We start from the raw sequence: 25,940 nt of genomic DNA, 5'->3' as shown, positions 1-25,940 counted from the left end.
CGGCATGTCCGGGGCGCTCCGGCACCCGGTCGGGGCCGTCAGGAGGCGGCGGCCGGGTGCCAGTCGGCGGGGCCGGCGGGCGGGAGGTGGCGGGGGAGTCCGTCCGTCCACCGCTTGGTGCCGTCGGGCAGCACGGCGAGCGCCTCGACGCCGGGCCGGCGGGCGGCCCAGGCGAGGGCGCGGTCCGGGCCCATGGCGAAGGCGGCGGTCGTCCAGGCGTCCGTCCGCGCGATCCCGGTGCCGGGGTCGCCGACCAGGGTGAGCGAGGCGAGTCCGCCGGCCGGGCGGCCGGTGTGCGGGTCGACGACGTGCGCGCCGCGTTCGGCGGTGCCGGAGGTCGCCACCGCCAGGCCGCGGCCGCCCAGGACGGCCGCCAGCCGGCCCGGCCGCAGCGGATGGGCGACCCCGACCCGCCACGGTCCGCCCGCGGTCTGCACGTCCCCGCCGCCGCTGACGCAGTGCTCCCGGGAGCCGGACGCGTGCAGCATCCGGGCGGCCTCCTCGATCGCCCAGCCCTTCACCCAGCCGCTGGGGTCGAGCCGTCCGCCGGGCCGCTCGGTGAACCAGCCGTCGGTCTCCGCCGCGACCTCCCGGCAGGCCGCGAGGACGGCCGGCACCTGGGGGTCGCAGGCGTCGAGGCCGAGTTCGCCGCGGTCCAGGCGGCTGATGTCGCTGTCGGTGCGGTACGGGGAGAAGACCGCGTCGATCCGGTGCAGCCGTTCGGCGATCCGGTCGAGCACCTGCGCGGTGTCCGGGCCGGGGTCGCGCACGGCGAAGGAGAAGACGGTGCCCATCACGGGCTCGGCACGGCGGAGCACGGGCGTCACCGCCCCGCCTTGTCGAGGGCGCTCTGCAGGGAGCGGGTGTAGCCGGCACTGGTGTAGGTCGCGCCGCTGACCACGTCGATCTGGGCGCTCTGGGCGGCTATCGCCTCCTGGTTCAGCAGCGGCAGCGCATAGCTGTTGATCTCCTGGTCGCGGTGGTCGTTGGAGGGGTACTGGATCACGTCGACGTTGGTGATCCTGCTCCCGTCCAGGGTGACCTTGACCTGGACGGGGCCGTAGCGGGTGTTGGCGGCGTCGCCGGTGACCGTTCTCGTCGACGACGACCCCGACGACCCCGACGACCCCGAGGAGCCGGCTGATCCGGACGAGCTGCCGGACGAGGTGTCGGTGGCGCCGCCCGTGCCGCCCGAGCTGATCACCGGGGCGGCCCCGGCCCCGCCGTGCGGCTTCAGGGAGAGCAGCAGCACGATTCCGGCCGCGGTGGCGGCGCTGCTGACGACGGCTCGGCGCATGGGTCCTCCTGGGGACGGGGGGATCAGAGGGCGAAGGACTCGCGGTGGATGCGGTTCGGCCGCACGCCGGCGGCCCGCAGCGAGCGGACGGCCTCCGCGGCCATCCCCTCCGGCCCGCACAGGTAGACCTCGTGCTCGGCGAGGTCGGGGACGAGCCGGCGCAGCGCGGTGCCGAGGTCGCCGACCTGGGAGCGCGAGCCGACCAGGGCATGCACCCGCCCGCCGCGCCGCCGGGCGATCGCCGCCAGCTCCTCCCGGAACATCAGGTCCTCGGGCCGGTGGGCCCGTTGCACCAGGGTCACCCGGCCGGGCAGCGTCTCGAACAGCGCCCGCAGCGGAGTGATCCCGACCCCGGCGCCGAGCAGCAGCACCCGGTGTTCCCGCTGCAGCCGGCCGGTGAACGCGCCGTACGGGCCCTCGGCGCGCACCCGGGTGCCGGGGCGCAGGGCGGCCACGGCGGCGCTGTGCCCGCCGAGGTCCTTGACGGTGAACCGGAGGAAGCGCGGGTGCGGCGGCGCCGACAGCGAGTACGGGTTGGCGGCCCAGCGCAGTCCGGGCGCCTGGAACTGCAGCCGGAAGAACTGCCCGGGTTCGGCCCGCAGTTCGTCCAGCCGGTGGCCGGTCAGGAAGAGCGACACCACGCCGGGGGCCTCCGGCCGGACCTCGGCCACCTGCAGCCGGTGGCGGCGGTCGAGCAGCCACGGCCGCACCAGCCGGTACCAGCCGACGAGGACGGCGGTGCCCAGGTACAGCGCGTACCAGAGGGCCTCGGCCTTGGGGTCGCCGAAGTCGGCTCCGGTCGCGAGCTGGTGGCCGAAGGTGAGCGCGACGGCCACGTAGGTGGCCAGGTGCAGGTAGTACCAGGTCTCGTAGGAGAGCCGGCGGCGGGCCGCCCGGGCCGAGACGGCGCCGGTGCCCAGCAGCAGGAGCGTGCCCAGCGTCGCCTTGATCATCTCGGGGTAGTGGAAGACGATGTCGACGCCCTCGGCGACCACCCCCCGGTCGTTGGTGAGCGCGTACCCCCAGACGATCGTCAGCACGTGGACGGTCACCATGGTGACCATCCAGCGTCCGCCGAAGGCGTGCCAGCGGGCCAGCCGGTCGGCGCCGACCTCCCGTTCGAGCGGGGGCAGCCGGGCCATCAGCAGGATCAGCACGGGTGCGGCGTAGCCGGCGAGCAGTCCGGTGAGCCGGCCCGCGTTGGTGAGCCAGCCGGCCGCACCGACGACCGAGGCGGTGTCCTTCCACCAGAGCGCGGTGACGCCGAGCGCTCCCGCCGCGATCAGCGCGAGCACGGCGGCCGGCGCGGCGGCGACCGGACGGCGCGGGGCCGCCCGGTGCGTCCGGGCGGCGGACCGCGGTGGGGCTGCGGTGGCCATCGGGAACCTCCTTCGAACCCGGCGGCGAGTACCGCCGAGGTGGCCCACGATGGCACCGCAAGCTCTCAGTTGCCTCTGAGTGCGAAGCGCCCCGACAGCCGCCGGGAGGTGTGTCTCCGCAGGTCGAGGCCGGTACGAGGGGTCCGGGCGGCGCCGCCGGATCTCAGCGCTTTCTCATCGCGGCGGGCCAGAATGAGAGCCCTGACAACGTACCGAGGGAGCACCATGGACGACTCCGCCGACCGGCAGGCCTGGCGGGTCCTCGTCGTCGACGACGAACCGGACCTGGTCGAGGTGGTCTGCGGTGCGCTCCGCTACGAGGGCTGGCAGGCGCTCGGCGAGACCACCGGCGAGGGCGCCGTCCGCACCGCGGCCGCCTGGCGGCCGCACGCCGTGGTGCTCGACATGATGCTGCCCGACCTCGACGGCATGGAGGTGCTGCGCCGCATCCACGCCGCGCAGCCCGAGGTGCGGGTGCTCTTCCTCACCGCCAGGGACGCCGTCGAGGACCGGATCGCCGGGATCGCGGCGGGCGGCGACGACTACGTCACCAAGCCGTTCAGCCTGGCCGAGGTGGTCGTCCGGCTGCGCGGACTGCTGCGCCGCGCGGCCCCGCCCGCACCCGCCGGGCAGCCTCCCGGGCACGCCCTGGTGCTGGGCGACCTCGTCCTCGACGAGCGGGCCCGCGAGGTCACCCGCGGCGGCGAGCCGATCGACCTCAGCCCCACCGAGTACGCGCTCCTCGCCCACCTGATGCACCACCCCCGGCAGGTGCTGAGCAAGGCGCAGCTCCTGGACGCCGTCTGGTCGTACGACTTCGGCGGGCAGGCGCACGTCGTGGAGCTGTACATCAGCTACCTGCGCAAGAAGATCGACGCGGGCCGGACACCGATGATCCACACCGTGCGCGGTGCCGGCTACCTGATCAAGGCGCCCGCGTGACGGCCGCTCGGCCGCGAACCCTCCGGCCGGGCGCCGCCCGGCTGCGGGCGCGCGCGGGTCGGCTCGTGCCGCGGACCCTGCGGGCCCGGCTGATCGCCGGACTGCTGGTGCTGCTGGTCGTCACCTGCGCCGCGGTCGGCTTCGCCACCACCGCGGCCCTGCGGCACTTCCTGGTCGACCGGCTGGACCAGCAGCTCGCCGACACCGGCGGGCGGTACGCCGCCAGTCTGGAGCACACCGGCCAGGGCGGCGCCGACACCCGGGCGCAGCCCCCCGGCACCTTCGGCGCCCGGCTGCTGGACGGCCGGGCCACCGCGGCCGGCGTGGTGGACGGGGACGCCGACGACGCCGACCGCCCCAACGCCGACGACCGGGTCGACCTCTCCGCAGCCGACCAGCGCGCCCTCGTGGCGCTGCCCGTCGGCGGCCCGGCGCGCACCGTCCGGCTGTCCGGCCTCGAAGGCCCGTACCGGATGCAGGCGGTCGCCGGCCGGGACGGCGACGTGCTGGTCAGCGGCCTGCCGCTGCATCAGGTCGAGGACACCGTGGAGCGTCTGACGACCCTGGAGCTGACGGTGTTCGCGATCGCGGTCTTTGCGGCGGGGGTGGCCGGCGCGCTCTGGGTCCGCTGGTCGCTGCGGCCGCTGGACCGGGTGGTCGCCACCGCCGAGCGGGTCAGCACCCTGCCGCTCGCGAGCGGCGCCGTCGACCTCTCCGAGCGGGTGCCCGACGACGACCCGGCGACGGAGGTCGGCCGGGTGGGCGCCGCGCTCAACCGGATGCTCGGCCACGTCGGTGCCGCGCTCGCCCGACGCCACGCGGTGGAGGAACGGCTGCGGGCGTTCGCCGCCGACGCCAGCCACGAGCTGCGCACCCCGGTCGCCGCCGTCCGGGGGCACGCCGAGCTGGCGCTGCGCCACCCGGGTGAGGTGCCGGAACCGGTGGTGCACTCGCTGGAGCGGATCGGCGCCGAGGCCGGGCGGATGGGCGCCATCGTCGAGGACCTGCTGCTGCTCGCCCGTCTGGACGCCGGACGGCCGCTGGCCGACCAGGAGGTCGACCTGACCCGGATCGCGCTGGACGGCGTGGCCGACGCCCGCGCCGCAGGGCCGGACCACCGCTGGCGGCTGGTGCTGCCGGAGGAGCCGGTGCTCGTCCGTGGGGACGCCGGCCGGCTGAGCCAGGTGACGGCCAACCTGCTGGCCAACGCCCGCACCCACACACCGCCCGGCACCGTGGTGGAGCTCGCCCTGGAGCGGGTGGGCGCGGAGGTGCGGCTGTCCGTCGCCGACACCGGCCCGGGCATCCCGCCGGAGCTGGCGGACCGGGTCTTCGAGCGGTTCGTGCGCGGGGACCGGGGCCGGTCGCGGGCCACCGGCTCGACCGGGCTCGGCCTGGCGATCGTGCAGGCGGTCGTGCAGGCGCACGGCGGCACGGTGGAGGCGGCGAGCCGGCCGGGCCGCACCGTCTTCACCGTCCGGCTGCCGGCCGTGCCGTCGCCGCGGACATGAGCCGCGGCGTGAGGGCCGGCGGCCGGACGGGGTGTGCCGCCCGGCCGCCGGAACGGGTCAGTGCCGCTCGCCGGCCGCGCGGTCGGCGGCCTGCGCCCTGAGGGCGCGCTCGATGCCGGCGCGGGACTCGACGACCTGGCGGCGCAGGGCCGGCGCCGGGTCGGCGGAGGCCAGCCAGGCGTCGGTGGCGTCCAGGGTGGCCTGCTCGACCTGGTACGACGGATACAGGCCGACGATGATCTGCTGCGAGATCTCGTGGCTGCGGCTCTCCCAGACGCCCTTCACCGCGGCGAAGTACTTCTCGCGGTAGGCGGCGATCAGCTCGCGCTGGTCGGGCTGCTGGAAGCCGCCGATGACGGCCTCCTGCACGTAGTTGGTGAGCTTGTCGGACTCCACCACGGAGGCCCACGCCTCGGCCTTGGCCTCGGCGGTCGGACGGGAGGCCCGGCAGCTGGCGGCGTGCTCCTGGCCGGATGAGGTGTTGTCGCGCACCAGCTCCTCGTCCACGGCCTTGTCGTCGGCGCGGCCGGTGGCGACCAGGCGGGCCAGCAGGCTCCACCGCAGCTCGGTGTCGACGGCCAGGCCCTCGATCACCTCGGAGCCGTCGAGCAGGCCGGCGAGCAGGCCGAGCTGGGCGTCGGTGCGGGCGGCGGCGGCCAGGGTGCGGGCCCAGGCGAGCTGGTGGTCGCTGCCGGGGGCGGCGGCGCGCAGCTGCTCCTCGGCGGCGGCGGCCCAGCGCTGCAGGCCCTCCTCGCGCCAGGCCGGGTCGGCGTACATCTCCAGGGCGAGCTTGACCTGGCGCTGCACGGACTGCACGACGCCGATGTCGGACTCGCGCTGCAGGCCGGAGAGGGCCAGCGCCAGGTAGTCGCGGGTGGCGAGCTCGCCGTCGCGGGTCATGTCCCAGGCGGAGGCCCAGCACAGGGCGCGCGGCAGCGAGTCGGCGAAGTCGCCGAGGTGGCCGGTGACGACGGCCAGCGAGTCCTCGTCGAGGCGGACCTTGGCGTACGACAGGTCGTCGTCGTTGAGCAGCAGGACGGCGGGGCGGTGCCGGCCGACCAGCTCCGGGACCTCGGTGCGCGGGCCGTCGACGTCGAGCTCGATCCGGTCGGTGCGGACCAGGGCGCCGTCGACCAGCTCGTAGAGGCCGATCGCGATCCGGTGCGGGCGCAGCACGGCCTCGCCGCGGGCGCCAGCGGGCAGCGCGGGGGCCTCCTGGAGGACCGTGAAGGACTCGATCTCGCCGTCGGTGTTGATCCGCAGCTCGGGGCGGAGCACGTTGATGCCGGCCGTCTCCAGCCAGGCCTTCGACCAGGTCCGCAGGTCGCGGCCGCTGGCCTCCTCGAGCGCGCCGAGCAGGTCGGGGAGGGTGGTGTTGCCCCAGGCGTGGCGCTTGAAGTAGGCCTGCACGCCCTGGAAGAAGGCGTCCTGGCCGACGTAGGCGACCAGCTGCTTGAGCACCGAGGCGCCCTTGGCGTAGGTGATGCCGTCGAAGTTGACCTGGACGTCCTCCAGGTCGTTGATCTCCGCCATGATCGGGTGGGTGGACGGCAGCTGATCCTGCCGGTACGCCCAGGTCTTCATCTGGTTGGCGAAGGTCGTCCAGGAGTGCGGCCACTTGGAGCCGGGGGCCTCGGCCTGGCAGACGGCCTCGGCGAAGGTCGCGAAGGACTCGTTCAGCCAGAGGTCGTTCCACCACTCCATGGTCACCAGGTCGCCGAACCACATGTGGGCGAGCTCGTGCAGGATCGTCGCGGCGCGCATCTCGTAGGAGGCGTCGGTGACCTTGGAACGGAAGACATACTGGTCACGCAGGGTGACGGCGCCCGCGTTCTCCATCGCGCCGGCGTTGAACTCCGGGACGAACAGCTGGTCGTACTTGGCGAACGGGTAGGCGAAGTCGAACTTCTCCTGGAAGTAGTCGAAGCCCTGCTTGGTGACGTCGAAGATCGCCTCGGCGTCCAGGAACTCGCGCAGCGAGGGACGGCAGTAGACGCCCAGCGGCACCCGCTGGTCACCGTTGGCGTACTCGTCGAAGACGCCCACGTAGGGGCCGGCCACCAGTGCGGTGACGTAGGTCGACATCCGCGGCGTGGGCTCGAAGGCCCAGGTGCGGGTGGCGCCCTCGCCAGCCGGCTCGGGGGTGGGGGAGTTGGAGACCACGACCCAGCCCGCCGGGGCGGTCACGGTGAAGCGGAAGGCCGCCTTGAGGTCGGGCTGCTCGAAGGCGGCGAACACCCGGCGGGCGTCCGGGACCTCGAACTGGGTGTACAGGTAGGTCTCGCCGTCGACGGGGTCGACGAAGCGGTGCAGGCCCTCGCCCGTGTTGGTGTAGGCGCAGTCGGCGACCACCCGGAGCTCGTTCTCGGCCTGGACGGCGGGCAGTGCGATCCGGCTGTCGGCGAAGTTGGCGACGTCCAGCGACTCGCCGTTCAGCACGATCTCGGAGACGCTCGGCGCGACCAGGTCGATGAAGGTGGCGGCACCCGGGGTGGTGGCGGAGAAGCGGACCACGGTGGTGGACCGGAAGGTGCCCCCTTCGGGGGCCGAGCCCAGGTCGAGCTCGATGTCGTACGACTCCACATGCAGGAGTGCGGCCCGGGTACGGGCCTCCTCACGGGTCAAGTTGGTGCCAGGCACTCGCAGGACTCCTTCGTCAGGCTTGGTTGGGGGCATCCTTTCACGAGCGTCCCCCGCGCGGACCTGCGATTTCCGGGGCTGTCGGGCGGTTCGGGCGTTCGGCTACGACACTCGACGTAGGGCGGCGGCTGAGGTTTCGCAACGATCTGCCTTCGCCCTTGACTCTGTATTGCGGACTTGGCTGAGCTTAGAGTTCAGAAGTTGAAGATGAACGCCCGGTTGAGGATTCGACACCGCAGGGTGACGGCCCGGCCGGCCACAACGAGCTCCGCCGCAAGGGCGCGGCAGGGACGGGAGCGGTCGGGTTCCCGTGCCCTGGGAGGGTGAATCATGTCGATGGACACGCCGGGATCGCAGTCGTCGCTGCACCGGGCGAACCTCGAGAGGGTGCTGCGGGCCGTGCGGATGGCCGGCTCGCTCACCCAGGCCGAGATCGCCAGGTCCACGGGGCTGTCGGCGGCCACGGTGTCCAACATCGTCCGCGAGCTGAAGGAGAGCGGCACCGTCGTGGTGGCCGACACCTCCTCGGGTGGCAGACGGGCGCGCAGCGTCTCGCTCAGCGGGGACGCCGGGATCGTGGTCGGCGTCGACTTCGGCCACACCCATCTGCGGGTCGCGGTGGGCAATCTGGCGCACCGTGTGCTGGCCGAGGAGAGCGAGCCGATCGACACCGACGTGTCGGCGCAGCAGGGCTTCGACCGGGCCGAGACGCTGGTCGGGCGGCTGCTGTCGCAGGCCGGGTTCCGGCCGGACAAGGTGATCGGCGTGGGTCTGGGCGTGCCCGGCCCGATCGACGTGGAGACCGGCGCGCTCGGCTCGACGGCGATCCTGCCGGGCTGGACGGGCGTCAACCCGGGCCGGGAGCTCTCCCAGCGCCTGGGCATGCAGGTGTACGTCGACAACGACGCCAACCTGGGCGCGCTGGGCGAGTTGGTGTGGGGTGCGGGCCGCGGCCTGAGCGACCTCGCGTACATCAAGGTGGCCAGCGGCGTGGGCTCCGGACTGGTCATCAACGGGCAGATCTACCGGGGCCCCGGCGGCACCGCCGGCGAGATCGGGCACATCACGCTGGACGAGGCCGGACCGGTCTGCCGGTGCGGCAACCGCGGCTGCCTGGAGACCTTCGTCGGCTCGCGCTACCTGCTCAACCTCTTGAACGCGAGCCACCCCGGTGAGTTGACGCTGACGAAGGTGGTGCAGCTGGCGCAGCAGGGCGACCTCGGCTGCCGGCGGGTCATCGCGGACGCCGGACGGCAGATCGGCTCGGGCGTCGCCACCCTGTGCAACCTGCTGAACCCGCGTCGGGTGATCCTCGGCGGCGAGCTCGCGGAGGCCGGTGAGCTGGTGCTTTCCCCGATCCGGGACTCGGTGGCGCGGTACGCGATCCCGAGCGCTGCGCGGCAGCTCTCGGTCGTCCCGGGCACGCTCGGCGGCCGCGCGGAGGTGCTCGGCGCGCTGGCCCTGGTGATGAGCGAGATGGGTGAATCGGGCGCGATCCGGCACACCGGGCTGGCGTCCGCGTCCAGTGCCTGAGTGGCCCGCGAGCAGCCTCTGAGCCCCCTCTGAGCTGCGCCGATCGGCCCCCGACCTGTTCCGGCAGGCGGGGGCCGAGGTCGTTTGATCTCGGCTTCGCCTTCAGGAAGATAACGAAAGGGTTCGGATCACCGCAGTTGCGGTTTTACTTATTGACGACAAGGTGCGGGCCGGGTTGACTCCACTCAACCTCGCCGCAAGGTTGCGGCACTGTCAGGGAGGCACCCCCACCATGAACGCAATGATGCGTCGCGCTGTCATCGGCACCGCTGCTGTTTCGATGGCCCTCTCCATGGCCGCCTGTGGCAAGGCGGGCAGCGACAAGAAGGACGACGCCAAGGGCGGCGACAGCAAGTCGATCGGCCTGCTGCTCCCGGAGAACGCGTCCTCCGTCCGCTACGAGTCCTTCGACAAGCCGTTCATCGAGGCCAAGGTCAAGGAGCTGTGCGGCGACTGCACCGTCAAGTACAGCAACGCCGAGGGCTCGGCCGCCAAGCAGAAGCAGCAGTTCGACACCCTGATCGCCCAGGGCGTCAAGGTGATCATCCTGGACGCGTTCGACGCGGCCTCCACCCAGTCCTGGGTGAAGGAGGCGGCCGACAAGGGCGTCAAGGTCATCGCGTACGACCGCCTGGCCACCGGCCCGGTCTCCGCCTACGTCTCCTTCGACAACGAGAAGGTCGGCGAGCTGCAGGGCCAGGCCCTGCTGGACGCCCTGGGCGCCAAGGCCGCCGAGTCCAACATCGTCATGATCAACGGTGACGACGCCGACCCGAACGCCGGCAAGTTCAAGTCCGGTGCGCACAAGGTCCTCGACGGCAAGGTCAAGAAGGTCGTCTACGAGCAGTCCGGTGAGTGGAAGCCCACCGTGGCCGGCCAGAAGATCGGCGCCGCGATCACCCAGCTCGGCAAGGACGGCTTCCAGGCCGTCTACTCGGCCAACGACGGCATGGCCGCCGCGATCATCACCCAGCTGAAGTCCGCGGGCATCAACGTCCCGGTCGGCGGCCAGGACGCGGGCCTCGACGCCATCCAGCGCCTCGTCAGCGGCGAGCAGTCGTACACCATCTACAAGGCGTACAAGCCGCTGGCCGACTCGGCCGCCGAGCTCGCCGTCGCCCTGCTCCAGGGCAAGGACGTCAAGTCGATCGCCGCCGCCAGCATCGACAGCGACACCAACAAGGGCATCCCGGCCAAGCTGCTCGACCCGAAGGTCGTCACCAAGGCCAACATCAAGGACACCGTGATCGCCGACAAGCTGTACACCGCCGCCGACATCTGCACCGGCGCCTACGCCGAGGGCTGCAAGGCCGCGGGCCTGCAGTAAGTCCACCCGGGTGGGCGCTCCCCGGCGGGAGCGCCCACCCTGCTGCGAGGCCGGCCTCCACCCCTCGTGACGGGGCCCCACCCGGGCCGGCCGGTCCCCACCCCTTTTCTCGCACTAACCTTCGCGCCCGGGTCGGCGCGCGGCAGGCCGTGTCATGCCCAAGTCCGGGGGCTGGCACGGAACGAAGGAGATGGTTCACGTGACAGGCGCACCCGTACTGGCGTTGCGCGGTGTCTCCAAGCGCTTCGGTGCCGTTCAGGCGCTCACCGATGTGCACCTGGAGGTCCACGCCGGCGAGGTCGTCGCCCTGGTGGGCGACAACGGTGCAGGCAAGTCGACGCTGGTGAAGACGATCGCCGGCGTGCACCCCATCGACGAGGGCGCGATCGAGTGGGAGGGCAGCAAGGTCGCGATCAACCGGCCGCACGACGCCCAGGCCCTCGGCGTCGCCACCGTCTACCAGGACCTCGCGCTCTGCGACAACCTCGACGTGGTCGGCAACCTCTTCCTCGGCCGCGAGCTGCGTCGCTTCGGCGCGCTCGACGAGGTCGCCATGGAGAAGCGCGCCAAGGAACTGCTCGACACCCTGTCGATCCGCATCCCCAGCGTCCGCATCCCGATCGCCGCCCTCTCCGGCGGCCAGCGCCAGGTCGTCGCGATCGCCCGCGCCCTGGTCGGCGACCCCAAGATCGTGATCCTGGACGAGCCCACCGCCGCCCTCGGCGTCGAGCAGACCGCCCAGGTCCTCGACCTGGTCGAGCGCCTGCGCGACCGCGGCCTCGGCGTGATCCTGATCAGCCACAACATGGCCGACGTCAAGGCCGTCGCGGACACCGTCGCGGTGCTCCGCCTGGGCCGCAACAACGGCGTCTTCGAGGTGGCCGGCACCTCGCACGAGGAGATCATCTCCGCCATCACCGGCGCCACCGAGAACGCCGTGACCCGGCGTCAGGCACGTCTCGCGGAGGAAGCGAAGTGACGACCGACCAGACCACCAACGAGGCCGCGGAGCAGGCTCCCGAGCCCGCCGCCCCGGCCGCCGCCCCGGCGGTCGACCCGCGCCTCCTCGTCCGCGAGGCGGGCTTCGCCGGCTACATCGCCGAGTTCAAGCGCAAGATGAAGAGCGGCGACCTGGGCTCCGTCCCGGTCGTGCTCGGCCTGATCCTGATCGGCGCCATCTTCCAGGGCATCACCGGCGACTTCCTGAACGCCGACAACCTCACCAACATCACCAAGTGGGTCGCCGGCCCCGGCCTCATCGCCGTCGGCATCGTCTTCGTGCTGCTGCTCGGTGAGATCGACCTCTCGCTCGGCTCGATCGCCGGCGTCTCCGCCGCGATAGCCGCCGTCCTCTCGGTGCGCTCCGGCCTCAACGAGTGGCTCGCCTGCCTGATCGCCATCGCGGCCGCCGTCGCGATCGGCGCCCTGCACGGCTTCTTCTTCGCCAAGATCGGCGTCCCCGCCTTCGTCGTCACCCTGGCAGGCCTGCTCGCCTGGAGCGGTCTGCAGATGTACGTCCTCGGCGACAAGGGCACCGTCAACGTCCTGAACGACGGCGTCCTCGCCAACCTGGACACCTACTTCCTCGGTGACGGCGACGTCGCCTTCACCTGGGGCTTCGCGATCCTCGGCATCGCCCTCTTCGGCGCCGGCCAGTTCCTGGACGCCAAGCGCCGCGGCGACGCCGGCCTGCCGGCCCGCCCGATGAGCGAGATCGCCCTGCGCACCGGTGTGCTCGCCGTCATCGGCCTGGTCGCCGCCTACATGCTGAACCAGGACCGCGGTCTGCCGCTGCCCCTGGTGATCTTCCTGTCGATCGTCGTCATCACCGACTTCGTGCTCCGCCGCACCTCCTACGGCCGGCAGATCTTCGCGGTCGGCGGCAGCGTCGAGGCGGCCCGCCGGGCCGGCATCAACGTGGCCTGGGTCCGGATCTCGGTCTTCATGATCTCGGCCGGCATGGCGGCCCTGGGCGGCCTCTTCATCGCCTCCCAGCAGGGCTCCGCGGACAAGCTGCTCGGCAGCGGCAACGTCCTGATGAACTCCATCGCGGCGGCCGTCATCGGCGGCACCAGCCTCTTCGGCGGCCGCGGCAAGACCTGGTCCGCCCTGCTCGGCATCCTGGTCATCCAGTCGATCATCACCGGCCTCGACCTGGTCCACGTGAACCAGGCGATCCAGTACATGATCACCGGCGCGGTGCTGCTCGGCGCCGTCGTGCTCGACTCCGTCTCCCGCCGGACCCAGAAGTCCAGCGGCCGGGGCTGACGACACGCCCGGAGCAGTGTGAGGCCCGGCACCCGAACCGATCGGGTGCCGGGCCCCGTCATGTGTAACCGGAGCCCCCATGCGCCGCATGGTGTCCGCCAGCCGGACATTAGACTCTTGCAGTCGGGGAAGCCCGGCCAGGCCGGACAGAGAGGTCTGGGAACAGTGAACGAGGAGGAACGGGTGGCCCTGCTGACCCGCATTAGGGGACCGCGCGATCTCGACCGGCTCACCCCGGCGCAGCTGGCCGACCTGGCCGAGGAGATCCGTGGCTTCCTGGTCGAAGAGGTCTCGAAGACCGGCGGCCACCTCGGCCCGAACCTGGGCGTGGTGGAGCTCACCATCGCGATGCACCGGGTCTTCGACTCGCCGCGCGACCGGATCCTCTTCGACACCGGCCACCAGAGCTACGTCCACAAGCTGCTCACCGGCCGCCAGGACTTCTCCCGGCTGAAGATGAAGGGCGGCCTGTCCGGCTACCCGTCGCGCGCCGAGTCCGAGCACGACGTGATCGAGAACTCGCACGCCTCGACCGTGCTCGGCTACGCCGACGGCCTCGCCAAGGCCAACAAGATCCAGGGCCACAAGGACCGCCCGGTCGTCGCCGTCATCGGCGACGGCGCGCTCACCGGCGGCATGGCCTGGGAGGCGCTCAACAACATCGCCGACGCGAAGGACCTGCCGGTCGTTATCGTCGTCAACGACAACGAGCGCTCCTACTCCCCGACCATCGGCGGCCTGGCCAACCACCTCGCCACCCTGCGCACCACCCAGGGGTACGAGCGGTTCCTCTCCTGGGGCAAGGACGCGCTGCAGCGCACCCCCGTCGTCGGCCAGGCGATGTTCGACACCCTGCACGGCGCGAAGAAGGGCCTGAAGGACTTCATCGCCCCGCAGGGCATGTTCGAGGACCTCGGCCTCAAGTACATCGGCCCGATCGACGGCCACGACCTGGTGGCGCTGGAGTCCGCGTTCACCAAGGCCCGCGGCTTCGGCGGCCCGGTCATCGTGCACTGCATCACCGAGAAGGGCCGCGGCTACCACGCCGCCGAGAACAACGACGAGGACCGCTTCCACGCGGTCGGCGTCATCCACCCCGACACCGGCCTGCCGGTGAAGTCCTCCGGCAAGGACTGGACGTCCGTCTTCGGCGAGGAGATGGTCGCCCTCGGCCGCGAGCGCAAGGACATCGTGGCGATCACCGCCGCCATGCTCCACCCGGTCGGCCTGGCCCCCTTCGCCAAGGCCTACCCGGACCGCATCTTCGACGTCGGCATCGCCGAGCAGCACGCGGCCGTCTCCGCCGCGGGCCTGGCCACCAACGGCCTGCACCCGGTCGTCGCCGTCTACGCGACCTTCCTGAACCGCGCGTACGACCAGGTCCTGATGGACGTCGCCCTGCACAAGCTGGGCGTCACCTTCGTCCTCGACCGGGCCGGCGTCACCGGCACCGACGGCGCCTCCCACAACGGCATGTGGGACATGTCGATCCTGCAGACCGTCCCGGGCCTGCGGCTCGCCGCCCCGCGCGACGCCGACCAGGTCCGCGCGCAGCTCCGCGAGGCCGTCGAGGTGCCGGACGCGCCCACCGTCGTCCGCTACTCCAAGGGCAGTGTCGGCCCCGCCGTCCCCGCGGTCGGCAAGGTCGGCGGTATGGACGTGCTCCGCGAGAGCGGCGAGAGCGGCGGCGACAGGCGCGCCGACGTGCTCATCGTCTCGGTCGGCGCGATGGCCCCGCTCTGCCTGGAGGCCGCCGAGCTGCTCGACGCCCAGGGCATCACCTCCACCGTCGTCGACCCGCGCTGGGTCAAGCCGGTCGACAAGGCCCTGCCCGGCCTCGCCGCCGAGCACCGCGTCGTCGTCACCGTCGAGGACAACGGCCGCGTCGGCGGCGTCGGCTCCGCGATCGCGCAGGCCCTGCGCGACGCCGACGTCGACCTGCCGCTGCGCGACTTCGGCATCCCGCAGGAGTTCCTCGACCACGCCAAGCGCGAGGAGATCCTCGCCGAGATCGGCCTCACCGCCCCGGACGTCGCCCGCCAGGTGACCGCCCTGGTGGCGCGCCTCGACGCCCAGCCCGTCCAGGCCTGACCGCCGCCCGTCCGTCGGAGCCCCGGGTGCCGCTGCACCCGGGGCTCCGGCATGCCCGGAACCGGGCAGATCGGGCGCGATCCCGGGCCAGCGCGCCCGCCGACACGGGCGCCCGGTAGGTTGTCACCCGTGCCCACACCGACCTCCAGCCGCCCCGCCGTGACCGCCCGCCTCCGCGAGCAGGTCCGGACGGGCTACTGGACGAGGCTGGTGCCGGTGCTGGCGCTGCTCGCGGTGGCCACCCACATCCCGTCCTTCCTGCGGCCGGTGTGGAGCCCCGACGAGGGCTACCTCGCCACCCAGGCCCGCATGCTGGCCGACGGCGGGGTGCTCTACGACACCGTCGTCGACCGCAAGCCGCCGCTGCTGCCCTGGCTCTACCAGGCCTGCTTCGCGCTGTTCGGCTCCGGCTCGCTCTGGCCGCTGCGCAGCCTGGCGATCGTCGCCCACCTGGTCACCGCCGTGCTGCTGGCCTCCATCGCCCGCGGGCGCTGGGGCAACCGGGCCGGCGGCGCGGCCGGCGTGCTCTATCTGCTGCTGTCCATCGGCCTGTCGCCGGAGGACACCCAGGCGGCGACCTTCGAGGTCTTCATGCTGCCCGCGATGGTCGCCGCCTTCCGGTACGCCGAGCGGCGCCGCTGGCTGGCCGCGGGCATCGCGGTGGCGGTCTGCTCGCTGACCAAGCAGACCGGCGGCGCCGTCCTGCTGCCGGTGCTGTGGATGCTGCTGCAGGACGCCCGCCGGCGCGGGGTGCGCTGGCCCCCGGTGCTGGCCGCCATCGGCTTCGGCTTCGCGCTGCCGATAGCGCTGGTCGCGCTGATCCTCACCAAGCCCAAGGGGTTCCTGTTCTGGGTGGTCACCGGCAGCGGGGACTACGCCTCGCTCGGCGGCGCCTGGCTGCAGATGACCGGCCGGGCGCTCGGCAACTCCGCGATCCTGCTCGCCGCCGGCCTCGGCTTCGTGGTGCCGATCGGGTACCGGCTGTGGCTGCGGCGCGGCCGCCGCAGCGTCCCGGGCGCGGGCGAGGAGCACGGCTCCACCACCGACCTGTGGGTATGGCTGCTGTCCTCGGCGATCGCGGTCAGCGTGGGCTTCCACTTCTTCGGCCACTACTACCTGCAGCTGATGCCGTCGCTGGTGCTGCTCGGCGTCGGCGCGGTCTCCACCTCGGCGGTGCGCTGGCGGCCGGTGCTCACCTACTCGGCGGTCGCCTGCACCTTCTTCTGGGGCCTCGCGGTGTTCTGGCCGGGCCAGAAGCTCACCCAGACCACCGAGGTCGCCACCGCGGTCGCCAAGCAGACCACCCCCAAGGACACCGTGCTGGTCTGGGGCATGCACCCCGAGCTGTACTGGCTGGCCGACCGCCGCCCCGCCAGCCGCTACCTGACGGCCGGCTTCCTGACCAACTTCAGCGGCGGCAAGGACGGCCAGAAGGTCGGCGAGCAGTACAGCGTCAGCGAGGCCTGGCAGACCTTCGACGAGGAGCTGGCCGCCAAGGGCCTGCCCGAGATCGTCGTCGACGACTCCGGCACCGCCCCCTACCAGCCGCTGCTGATCCCCCGCATCGAGAGCCTCCTCGACACCCACTACGAGGTCGTCGGCGTCACCGGCGACACCGTCATCTACCGCCTCAAGAAGCGGTAGCCCCCACCGCCGGGGCAACGGACCGCCCGGGGCGCCGGCACGGGGGCCTGCGTGCGCTGCGACCGGCCCACCCCTGTCCGGCGGCCCGGAGGCGGCCGCAGCGGCCCTCCAGGACGCGCGAAGGCCCCCCGCCGGGTGGCGGGGGGCCTTCGTGGTGCTACGGGGCTCAGGCCGGGACGGAGGCCACGCCCTGGGCGAGGAAGCGCTTGCCGTTCACGCGCTCCGCGACGCCCTCGCGGTCCAGGTACGGCGTGATGCCGCCCAGGTGGAAGGGCCAGCCCGCGCCGGTGATCATGCACAGGTCGATGTCCTGCGCCTCGCCGACGACGCCCTCGTCCAGCATCAGGCCGATCTCCTGCGCCACGGCCTCCAGGGCGCGGGCGAGGACCTGCTCCTCGGTCAGCACGGTGTCGCCGAAGGACAGCAGCGCGAGGACCTCGGGGTCGAGGACCTGCTGGCCGTCCTGCCAGACGTAGAACCCGCGCTTGCCGGCCTTGACCAGCTTGGTGAGGTTCTCCGAGACGGTGTACCGGTCCGGGAAGGCGGCGGCCAGGGTCTCCGAGACGTGCAGGGCGATGGCCGGGCCGACCAGCTCCAGCAGGACGATCGGGGACATCGGCAGGCCGAGCGGCAGCACGGCCCTCTCGACGGTCTCGATCGGGGTGCCCTCGTCGATGGCGCCCTGGATCGCGTCCATGAAGCGGAGCAGGATCCGGTTCACCACGAACGCCGGGGCGTCCTTGGTCAGGACGGCCGTCTTCTTCAGCTTGCGGGCGACGCCGAAGGCGGTGGCCAGCGAGGCGTCGTCGGTCTTCTCGGCGCGGACGATCTCCAGCAGCGGGAGGATCGCGACCGGGTTGAAGAAGTGGAAGCCGACGACCCGCTCCGGGTGCTGCAGCTTCGAGGCCATCTCGGTGATCGACAGCGAGGAGGTGTTGGTCGCCAGGATGGTGGTCGGCGAGACCACGGCCTCCAGCTCGGCGAAGACGTTCTGCTTGACGCCCATCTCCTCGAACACGGCCTCGATCACGAAGTCCGCGTCGCCGAAGGCGACCGCCTTGTCCAGGTGGCCGGAGACCAGGCCCTTGAGCTTGTTGGCCTTGTCGCCGTTGATCCGGCCCTTGGCGAGCAGCTTGTCGATCTCGCCGTGGACGTAGCCCACGCCCTTGTCGATGCGCTCCTGGTCGATGTCGGTCAGCACGACCGGCACCTCGAGGCGGCGGGCGAACAGCAGCGCCAGCTGCGAGGCCATCAGGCCCGCGCCGACGACGCCGACCTTGCTGACCGGGCGGGCCAGCGACTTGTCCGGCGCACCGAAGGGGCGCTTGGCCCTGCGCTGCACCAGGTTGAAGGCGTAGAGGCCGGCACGCAGCTCGCCGCCCATGATCAGGTCGGCCAGCGCCACGTCCTCGGCGTCGAAGCCGGCCTGAAGGTCGCCGTCCTTGACCTGCTGGATGATGTCCAGCGCCTTGTAGGCGGCCGGCGCGGCGCCGTGCACCTTGCCGTCGGCGACCAGGCGGCCCCAGGCGACGGCGTCGTCCCAGGCCTTGCCGCGGTCGATCTCCTCGCGCTCGACGACGGTCGCGCCGGTGAGCACGGAGGCCGTCCAGTGCAGCGACTGCTCCAGGAAGTCGGCCGGCTCGAAGATCGCGTCCGCGATGCCGAGCTCGAACACCTCCTTGCCCTTGAGCTGCTTGTTCTGGCTCATCGAGTTCTCGACGATGACCTTGACGGCCTTCGCCGGGCCGATCAGGTTCGGCAGGATGGTGCAGCCGCCCCAGCCCGGGACGAGGCCCAGGAAGACCTCCGGCAGCGAGAACGCCGGGATGCCGGAGCTCACGGTGCGGTAGGTGCAGTGCAGGCCGACCTCGACGCCGCCGCCCATCGCCGCGCCGTTGTAGTAGGCGAAGGTGGGGACGGGCAGTGCGGCGATCCGCTTGAAGACGTCGTGGCCGCCCTTGCCGATGGCCAGCGCGTCGCTGTGCTCCTTGAGCACCTCGACGCCCTTGAGGTCGGCGCCGACCGCGAAGATGAACGGCTTGCCGGTGATGGCCACGGCCGCGATCTTGCCCTCGGCGGCCTCGGCCTCGACCTGGTCCAGCGCCTCGGAGAGCTTCGCGAGCGAGCCCGGGCCGAAGGTGGTCGGCTTGGTGTGGTCGAAGCCGTTGTCCAGGGTGATCAGCGCCAGCTTGCCGGCCTGCTGCGGCAGGTCGAGGTGGCGGACGTGCGCGGTGGTGACGACCTCGCCGGGGAACAGCTCGGCGGCGCGCTTCAGCAGCTCGGTGGTGCTCACGGTCACTTGTTCCCCTCGAAGTGCGGGTTCTCCCAGATGACCGTGCCGCCCATGCCGAAGCCGATGCACATGGTGGTCAGGCCGTAGCGGACGTCGGGGCGCTGCTCGAAGCGGCGCGCCAGCTGGGTCATCAGGCGGACGCCGGTGGAGGCCAGCGGGTGGCCGAAGGCGATCGCGCCGCCGTACGGGTTGACGCGCTCGTCGTCGTCGGCGATGCCGTAGTGGTCGAGCAGCGAGAGCACCTGGACGGCGAAGGCCTCGTTGATCTCGAAGGCGCCGATGTCGTCGATGCCCAGACCGGCCTTGGCCAGCGCCTTCTCGGTCGCCGGGACGGGGCCGATGCCCATGACCTCGGGCTCCACGCCGGCGAAGGCGTAGGAGACCAGGCGCATCTTGATCGGGAGGCCGAGCTCCTCGGCGACGTCCTCGGCGGCCAGCAGCGAGGCGGTGGCGCCGTCGTTCAGGCCGGCCGCGTTGCCCGCGGTGATGTTGCCGTGCGGGCGGAACGGGGTCTTGAGGTTCGCCAGCGACTCCATGGTGGTGCCGGGGCGCATCGGCTCGTCCGTCGTCGCCAGGCCCCAGCCGGTCTCGCCGACCTCGGGGTTGGTGTTGCGGATCGCGATCGGCACCAGGTCCGGCTGGATGTCGCCGTTGGCGTACGCCTTGGCAGCCTTCTCCTGGGAGCGCACGGCGTAGGCGTCGCAGCGCTCCTTGGTGATGTGCGGGAGGCGGTCGTGCAGGTTCTCCGCGGTCATGCCCATGAACAGCGCGGACTCGTCGACCAGCTTCTCCGACACGAAGCGCGGGTTCGGGTCCACGCCCTCGCCCATCGGGTGGCGGCCCATGTGCTCGACGCCGCCGGCGACGACGATGTCGTACGCGCCGAAGGCGATGCCGCCCGCGGTGGTGGTCACGGCGGTCATCGCGCCGGCACACATGCGGTCGATGGCGTAGCCGGGGACGGACTTCGGCAGGCCGGCGAGCAGGCCGGCGGTGCGGCCGATGGTCAGGCCCTGGTCGCCGATCTGCGTGGTCGCGGCGATGGCGACCTCGTCGATGCGCTCGACGGGCAGGTTCGGGTTGCGGCGCACCAGCTCACGGATGCACTTGACGACAAGGTCGTCCGCGCGGGTCTCGTGGTAGATGCCCTTCGGGCCTGCCTTGCCGAACGGGGTGCGGACGCCGTCGACGAAGACGACGTCCCTCGCGGTACGAGGCACGGGGGCTCTCCTCCCAGGGGACATGACGTTAAGCGCAGACCGCACGGCTCACGGGTGGAGCGGCGCTGCTTCACAGTCATGCTACCCGTCGGTAACTAACTTGCCCAGGGGCCACACCCCCCGGACGGGGTGTGTCGCCCAGCACACCGGCCGGGCGGAGCGGGAACAGGGGAGCGGGTGCGTGTGCGGCGAAGTGAGAACAGGGGCGCGTGGGGGCACCTTCCAGCCTTCGGCCGGGAGGTGCCCCCACGCGCCCCTGATTTGGGTTGCCCGTGTCTGCGGGCCGTGCCCTAGCTCGCGGCCTGGTCGAAGGCGGTCACCAGGGCCGGGGCGACCAGGTCGGTCTGCCACTGGCGGGCGCCGAGCCGGCGCAGGGAGGCGGCGATGTTCTCGGCGTCGGACACCGCCGGAGGCTCCCAGCAGACCCGTCGCACGAGGTCCGGCGTGATCAGGTTCTCCGCCGGCAGGTGCTTCTCCTCGGCGATCGCCGACACCGCGGCCCGCGCCGCACTCAGCCGCGCCGCCGCGACCGGGTCCTTGTCCGCCCACGCCCGCGGCGGGGGCGGCCCGTCGTGCGGTGCCGTCGCGGCGGGCAGCTGCGACTCGGGCAGCTCGCGGGCCCGCTGCAGCGCGGCGAGCCACTGGTCGACCTGGCGCCGGTTCACCCGCGGGCCGAAGCCCTGCACGGCGACCAGGCCGGCGGCGTTGGTGGGCATGGCGAGGGCGGCGTTGACGATGGCGGCGTCGGGCAGCACCCGGCCGGGGGACACGTCGCGCTCGCGGGCCATCCGGTCGCGGGTCTGCCAGAGCTCGCGGACGGCGGCGAGCTGGCGGCGGCGCCGGACCTTGTGCAGCTGGGAGGTGCGCCGCCAGGGGTCGACCCGCGGGCTGGGCAGCGGTGCGGCGGCGAGCGCCGCGAACTCCTGCAGCGCCCATTCGAGCTTGCCCTGGGCGTCCAGCTCCTGCTCGAGTGCGTCGCGCAGCTCGACCAGCACCTCGACGTCCAGAGCGGCGTAGCGCAGCCAGGGCTCGGGCAGCGGGCGGGTGGACCAATCGACGGCGGAGTGCTCCTTGGCCAGGGAGAGGCCGAGGACGCTCTCGGTCATCGGGCCGAGGCCCACGCGGGGGAAGCCGGCGAGCCGCCCGGCCAGCTCGGTGTCGAACAGCGACTGCGGGCGCATGCCGACCTCGCCGAGGCACGGCAGGTCCTGGGTGGCTGCGTGCACCACCCATTCGGCGTCGGCGAGGGCCGCGCCGAGGGCGTGCAGGTCGGGGCAGGCGATCGGGTCGATCAGTGCGGTGCCCGCGCCCGCCCTGCGGAGCTGGATGAGGTAGGCCCGCTGGCCGTAGCGGTAGCCGGAGGCGCGCTCGGCGTCGACGGCGACCGGCCCCGTCCCGGCGGCGAAGGCCGCGACCGTGGCCGCGAGCGCCCGCTCGTCGGCGACGACGGGTGGCAGCCCCTCCCGCGGTTCGAGGAGCGGGACCGGGGCTGTCTCTTCTGGGATGGCTGCTACGGCGTCGGTCACCCCCCAAGGGTACGACGGCGTACGGGGCCGGGAGTGTTGTCGGACTGGTCAGACCGCGTTCGGACATATGCCCCCGGCCCGTGGCCGGGCGGCCATCCGCCCCGGGCGGGTCCGCCACCTGCTCCGGACCGGGTCGTGCACCCCGCCGGACGGTGCGCCGGAGCCGGCCCGCGCGGGGGCCGGGCCGGTCCGGGCGTCAGTGGATGATGCCGGTGCGCAGGGCGACCGCGACCATGCCGGCCCGGTCGCCGGTGCCCAGCTTGCGGGCGATCCGCGCGAGGTGGCTCTTGACGGTCAGCGCGGACAGGCCCATCGCCACACCGATCGCCTTGTTGGACTGGCCCTCCGCCACCAGCCTCAGCACCTCGACCTCACGGCCCGACAGCTCCCGGTAGGCGGTGGGCTGCGCACCGGGGGCACCCGGCGCGCCGGGGGCTCCGGGCGCCCCCGCGGCTCCGGGGGCGCCGGGGACTCCCGGCATGCCGGGCCGGCGCATCCGGCCGGCCAGGTGGGCGGCGCCGAGCGGCAGGCCGGGGCGGCCGGGCATGGCGAGGTTGGTGCGGGTGCCGGTGACCACGTAGCCCTTGACGCCGCCGGCGAGCGCGGAGCGGACGGCCCCGATGTCGTCGGCCGCGGAGAGCGCGAGGCCGTTGGGCCAGCCCGCGGCGCGGGTCTCGGCCAGGATGGTGAGCCCGGAGCCGTCCGGGAGGTGCACGTCGGCGATGCAGATGTCGCGCGGGGTGGCGACCCGCGGGCGTGCCTCGGCGATCGAGGAGACCTCGATCACGTCGCGCACACCCAGGGCCCACAGGTGCCGGGTGACGGTGTTTCGGACGCGCGGGTCGGCGATGACCACCATGGCGGTGGGCTTCGTCGGACGGTACGCGGCCACGTGTGCGGGGTGCTCGAGAAGGACCGACACCAGGCCTCCTGTGGGGAGTGGCGGACGGAACCCCGATGGGGGCGGTCGGAGTGTTCCGCGTTCGGAAAGGGTCACTGACACCTTCGGCATCATCCGTGCCCGGCTTTAGCGAAAGATCACGATCTAGTGAGTAACAATACGGACAAATCGCGCAGGTGACTGATACGACATGCCCTGGAATCGTACGGATTCGATCGCAATCGGATCGAAATGATCAATTTCAACCGAGTAATTGACACAGACCGGGACGGAAGTCACACTCCATCAGCCCTGGGGGTGGCGCTGCGCCGGGCCGTCCGGGGCGTCCCCCGGAAGGGCAGCGGCCCGGGAACGGCAGAGGCCGGCCCGCCGACGGGCCGCCGTGCGGACGGACCCCCGGCGGGCGGACGGACCCCCGGTTGCGGACGGGGTCTCGGCGCGGGGCGGAGTCTCAGTGCGGGCGCGGCCGGCGCCGGGCGGGCATCGGCACCACGCCGCCGAGTGACGGGGCGTCCGGCATCGGCGCCCCCGCGGTCGGCGGCAGGCCGGCGCAGATGCACAGCAGGTCGCCCCAGGCCGCGAGGTGGCGCTCGAACCGCTTGTCGGCCGGCGTCCAGGACGCCCGCACCTCGATCTCGGTCGACGCCTGCCGCTCGGCCAGCGCGCCGAAGTAGTGCGAGGCGCAGCGGGTCACCGTGCCGCCCGGCTCCGCGTACCCGGCCCCGTGCGCCTGCAGCGCGTCCATCAGCCAGGCCCAGCCGACCTCGCCGAGCATCGGGTCGCCGGCGATCTCGGGCTCCAACTCGGCGCGGGTCATGGTGACCACGCGGAAGTCGCCGTTCCAGGCGGACTGCCCGGCGGGGTCGTGCAGCAGCACCAGGCGGCCGTCCGCGAGCTCCTCGCCGTCCACCTCGACCGCGGCGGTCACCGCCCACGCGAACGGTGCCAGCCGTCGGGGCGCCGGCGCGGGGGAGAGCTGCACCTCGGGCCGGAGCCGGGCGCCCGCGAGCGCCTCGACCGCACGGCGGAACTCGATCGGCGCCGCCTCCTTGTCCGTTCCGCCACCTTGTGCGGGGTGTCCGCCGACCGCTGCCATGGAGGGAAGCCTAGGTCGCCCGCGGCCCCAATCCGAGCAACTTCCCGCGGTGCGGCGCGCCGTAGCGCCACCGGCCGGACATCTCGGACGAACCTACGAGGCGCCCGTGGCCGCCGCGCGTACGGCGCGTGCGAAGATTTGACCCGTGAGCGAGACACCCGCGGCGAGCCCCGCAGCCGAGACCGACCAGCAGTCCACCGTGCGCCGCGGCGCCGCGTACGACTCCGTCTTCCTGCGCGCCGCCCGCCGCGAGCCGGTGCCGCACACGCCGGTCTGGTTCATGCGGCAGGCGGGCCGCTCGCTGCCGGAGTACCTGAAGGTGCGCGAGGGCATCCCGATGCTGGAGTCCTGCATGCGGCCCGAGCTGGTCAAGGAGATCACGCTGCAGCCGGTGCGCCGGCACAAGGTGGACGCCGCGATCTTCTTCAGCGACATCGTGGTGCCGCTCAAGGCCGTCGGCATCGACGTGGACATCAAGCCCGGCGTCGGCCCGGTGATCGCCGACCCGATCCGCACGGTCGAGGACCTGCAGCGGCTGCGCCCGCTGGAGCCGGACGACATGCCGTACATCACCGAGGCGGTCGGCCTGCTCGTCGACGAGCTCGGCACCACCCCGCTGATCGGCTTCGCCGGTGCCCCGTTCACCCTGGCCAGCTACCTGGTCGAGGGCGGCCCGTCGAAGAGCCACGAGAAGACCAAGGCCATGATGTACGGCGCGCCCGAGCTCTGGGCGGGCCTGGTCGACCGGCTGGCCGGGATCACCTCCGCCTTCCTGAAGATCCAGATCGAGGCCGGCGCCTCCGCCGTGCAGCTCTTCGACTCCTGGGTCGGCGCGCTCGCCCCGGACGACTACCGCCGTTCCGTGATGCCCGCCAGCACCAAGGTCTTCGAGGCGGTCGCCGACTACGGCGTGCCGCGGATCCACTTCGGCGTCGGCACCGGTGAACTCCTCGGGCTGATGGGCCAGGCCGGCGCGGACGTGGTGGGCGTCGACTGGCGGGTGCCGCTGAACGTCGCCGCCGACCGGGTCGGCCCCGACAAGGGCCTGCAGGGCAACCTCGACCCGGCGGTGCTCTACGCCCCCACCCGCGTCGTCGAGACCAAGGCGCGCGAGGTGCTGCACGCCGCTGCCGCGCTCGGCGACAGCGGCCACATCTTCAACCTCGGACACGGCGTCATGCCGACCATGGACCCGGACGCGCTGACCCGCCTGGTCGCCTTCGTGCACGAGGCCAGCGCCCGCTGACCGGCCCGGCGGGGCCGGCCGCCCGGCCCCGCCGCCCCGTCACTCCCCGTCCGCCTGCGGCGGAGCGGCCGGGCGCTCCGGCTCCGCGTCCGCCTGCGGATCGGCAGCGGCCCGCGGCTCGGCGGGACGCTGCGCCTCCGCAGGCCGTGCCTGCGGGTGCTGCGGCTGCGCGGGCGCCTGGACCGGAGCACCGGCCTGCCGCGGCACACCCCAGACCGGCACCGGCGGCACCGGCCGCGCCGGCCTGGACGCCGCCCGCCGCTTCAGACCGCGGCGCAGCAGCCAGGCGCCGGGGGCCAGCACCACCAGGAACGGCGCCAGCGCGGCCAGGGCCACCAGCAGTCCGCGCACCAGCAGCAGCAGGGCGTGCCAGCCGCCCGCGAAGGCGTGCCCGACCGCCGCCCACAGCCCCCGTTCCGGCTTCTTCTCCTCGACCGGCGCATCGGCGGGCCGGCGCAGCTCCACCGTGATGGTGGAGAGCGAGGTCTGCGAACCCAGCTCCTGGAGGCGCTGCTTCAGCGACTCCAGGTCCGCCTCCCGGCGGGTCAGCTCGCTCTCCAGCGACACCACCTCGGAGAGCGACTTCGCGTCCGCGAGCAGCGCCCGCACCCGGTCCACCGACGCCTGCTGGGTCTTCAGCCGGCTCTCGGTGTCGACCACCTGCTCGGTGAGGTCGTCCGCGTCGCTGCTGCGGGACACCACCGTGCCGAGGCCGGCCAGCCGGTCCATCGCCTGCTGGTAGCGGGCCGAGGGCACCCGCAGCACCAGCCGTCCGGCCTCCGCGCCGCCGCTGTCGGAGAGCGACTCGCTGCCGACGTAGCCGCCGGTGTCCACGGCCGTCCTGCGGACCGCGTCCGCGGTGCCGCCCTTGTCGTCCGCCTTCAACTGCAGCAGCAGGCGGCCGGAGTAGGCGATGTAGCGGTGGTCGGCGGCGTTCCCGACGGGGGCGCCGGACGGGTTGCCGGTGCCCGCCGCGGTCGGCTGCCCGGCCGGCCGGTCCGCCGCCCCCGCCCCGGCCGCGGGCCC

The 25,940-nt window shown here is 73.0% G+C and carries 19 protein-coding genes; 9 read left to right on the top strand and 10 right to left on the bottom strand.

Annotation, left to right across the window (positions count from 1 at the left end; all coding sequences use genetic code 11):
* Positions 1-38 precede the first annotated feature (38 nt).
* From KSNIM_RS12560 to KSNIM_RS12550, 3 genes are read right to left on the bottom strand one after another with little or no spacing between them, the layout of a single operon-like run.
* Positions 39-794 (bottom strand): FAD:protein FMN transferase, encoded by a 756-nt coding sequence (locus KSNIM_RS12560; RefSeq protein WP_263107926.1) that lies wholly within the window; start codon positions 792-794, stop codon positions 39-41.
* Positions 795-823: 29 nt separating this feature from the next.
* Positions 824-1,297, bottom strand: a complete 474-nt coding sequence (locus tag KSNIM_RS12555; RefSeq protein WP_263103322.1) for an FMN-binding protein — start codon at positions 1,295-1,297, stop codon at positions 824-826.
* A 23-nt stretch (positions 1,298-1,320) separates the two neighbouring features.
* Positions 1,321-2,676, bottom strand: a complete 1,356-nt coding sequence (locus KSNIM_RS12550; RefSeq protein ID WP_263103321.1) for a ferredoxin reductase family protein — start codon at positions 2,674-2,676, stop codon at positions 1,321-1,323.
* Between the two features lie 192 nt (positions 2,677-2,868).
* On the opposite strand from KSNIM_RS12550, the gene KSNIM_RS12545 reads away from it, so the two are divergent.
* Complete coding sequence (locus KSNIM_RS12545) at positions 2,869-3,618, top strand: response regulator transcription factor (RefSeq protein WP_411543696.1); 750 nt, start codon at positions 2,869-2,871, stop codon at positions 3,616-3,618.
* Between the two features lie 65 nt (positions 3,619-3,683).
* Positions 3,684-5,129 (top strand): sensor histidine kinase, encoded by a 1,446-nt coding sequence (locus tag KSNIM_RS12540; RefSeq protein WP_263103319.1) that lies wholly within the window; start codon positions 3,684-3,686, stop codon positions 5,127-5,129.
* Positions 5,130-5,186: 57 nt separating this feature from the next.
* On the opposite strand, the gene pepN is transcribed toward KSNIM_RS12540, so the two are convergent.
* Positions 5,187-7,769: an aminopeptidase N gene (pepN, locus tag KSNIM_RS12535; RefSeq protein WP_263103318.1), complete on the bottom strand. Its 2,583-nt coding sequence runs from the start codon at positions 7,767-7,769 to the stop codon at positions 5,187-5,189.
* 336 nt (positions 7,770-8,105) lie between these two features.
* On the opposite strand from pepN, the gene KSNIM_RS12530 reads away from it, so the two are divergent.
* From KSNIM_RS12530 to KSNIM_RS12505, 6 genes are all read left to right on the top strand, one after another.
* Positions 8,106-9,302 (top strand): ROK family transcriptional regulator, encoded by a 1,197-nt coding sequence (locus tag KSNIM_RS12530; RefSeq protein ID WP_030266291.1) that lies wholly within the window; start codon positions 8,106-8,108, stop codon positions 9,300-9,302.
* A 232-nt stretch (positions 9,303-9,534) separates the two neighbouring features.
* Positions 9,535-10,629: a sugar ABC transporter substrate-binding protein gene (locus KSNIM_RS12525; RefSeq protein ID WP_263103317.1), complete on the top strand. Its 1,095-nt coding sequence runs from the start codon at positions 9,535-9,537 to the stop codon at positions 10,627-10,629.
* 190 nt (positions 10,630-10,819) lie between these two features.
* Positions 10,820-11,608, top strand: a complete 789-nt coding sequence (locus tag KSNIM_RS12520; RefSeq protein WP_263103316.1) for an ATP-binding cassette domain-containing protein — start codon at positions 10,820-10,822, stop codon at positions 11,606-11,608.
* The gene (locus tag KSNIM_RS12515) at positions 11,605-12,897 is read left to right on the top strand and encodes a sugar ABC transporter permease (RefSeq protein ID WP_263103315.1); all 1,293 of its coding nucleotides are present in this window, start codon (positions 11,605-11,607) and stop codon (positions 12,895-12,897) included. Before KSNIM_RS12520 ends, KSNIM_RS12515 begins: the two co-directional genes overlap by 4 nt.
* A 183-nt stretch (positions 12,898-13,080) precedes the next feature.
* Positions 13,081-14,988: a 1-deoxy-D-xylulose-5-phosphate synthase gene (gene dxs, locus KSNIM_RS12510; protein WP_263103314.1), complete on the top strand. Its 1,908-nt coding sequence runs from the start codon at positions 13,081-13,083 to the stop codon at positions 14,986-14,988.
* A 51-nt stretch (positions 14,989-15,039) separates the two neighbouring features.
* A complete protein-coding gene (locus tag KSNIM_RS12505; protein ID WP_411543695.1) occupies positions 15,040-16,632 on the top strand; it encodes an ArnT family glycosyltransferase in 1,593 nt (530 codons plus the stop codon).
* A 166-nt stretch (positions 16,633-16,798) separates the two neighbouring features.
* On the opposite strand, the gene KSNIM_RS12500 is transcribed toward KSNIM_RS12505, so the two are convergent.
* The 5 genes from KSNIM_RS12500 to KSNIM_RS12480 form a co-directional block, all read right to left on the bottom strand.
* On the bottom strand, positions 16,799-18,925 hold the full coding sequence (locus tag KSNIM_RS12500) for a 3-hydroxyacyl-CoA dehydrogenase NAD-binding domain-containing protein (RefSeq protein ID WP_263103312.1): 2,127 nt from the start codon (positions 18,923-18,925) through the stop codon (positions 16,799-16,801).
* Positions 18,926-18,927: 2 nt separating this feature from the next.
* Positions 18,928-20,145, bottom strand: a complete 1,218-nt coding sequence (locus KSNIM_RS12495) for a thiolase family protein (protein ID WP_263103311.1) — start codon at positions 20,143-20,145, stop codon at positions 18,928-18,930.
* 290 nt (positions 20,146-20,435) lie between these two features.
* A complete protein-coding gene (locus KSNIM_RS12490; protein WP_263103310.1) occupies positions 20,436-21,671 on the bottom strand; it encodes a ribonuclease D in 1,236 nt (411 codons plus the stop codon).
* Between the two features lie 196 nt (positions 21,672-21,867).
* Positions 21,868-22,593 (bottom strand): response regulator transcription factor, encoded by a 726-nt coding sequence (locus KSNIM_RS12485; RefSeq protein ID WP_263103309.1) that lies wholly within the window; start codon positions 22,591-22,593, stop codon positions 21,868-21,870.
* A 430-nt stretch (positions 22,594-23,023) separates the two neighbouring features.
* Positions 23,024-23,668: a DUF3000 domain-containing protein gene (locus tag KSNIM_RS12480; protein ID WP_263103308.1), complete on the bottom strand. Its 645-nt coding sequence runs from the start codon at positions 23,666-23,668 to the stop codon at positions 23,024-23,026.
* Between the two features lie 199 nt (positions 23,669-23,867).
* Here KSNIM_RS12480 and hemE point away from each other — a divergent pair, with 199 nt between their 5' ends.
* Positions 23,868-24,914, top strand: coding sequence for a uroporphyrinogen decarboxylase (gene hemE / locus KSNIM_RS12475; RefSeq protein ID WP_263107925.1), 1,047 nt, complete (start codon positions 23,868-23,870; stop codon positions 24,912-24,914).
* A 39-nt stretch (positions 24,915-24,953) separates the two neighbouring features.
* On the opposite strand, the gene KSNIM_RS12470 is transcribed toward hemE, so the two are convergent.
* On the bottom strand, positions 24,954-25,940 hold a 987-nt coding region (locus tag KSNIM_RS12470; protein WP_263103307.1), incomplete at its 5' end, for a DUF4349 domain-containing protein.

Source organism: Kitasatospora sp. DSM 101779 (genome assembly GCF_025655475.1).
GTDB lineage: Bacteria > Actinomycetota > Actinomycetes > Streptomycetales > Streptomycetaceae > Kitasatospora.
Note: the sequence above shows the minus strand (reverse complement) of the source record. Positions and strands in the feature narration are given on the sequence as shown.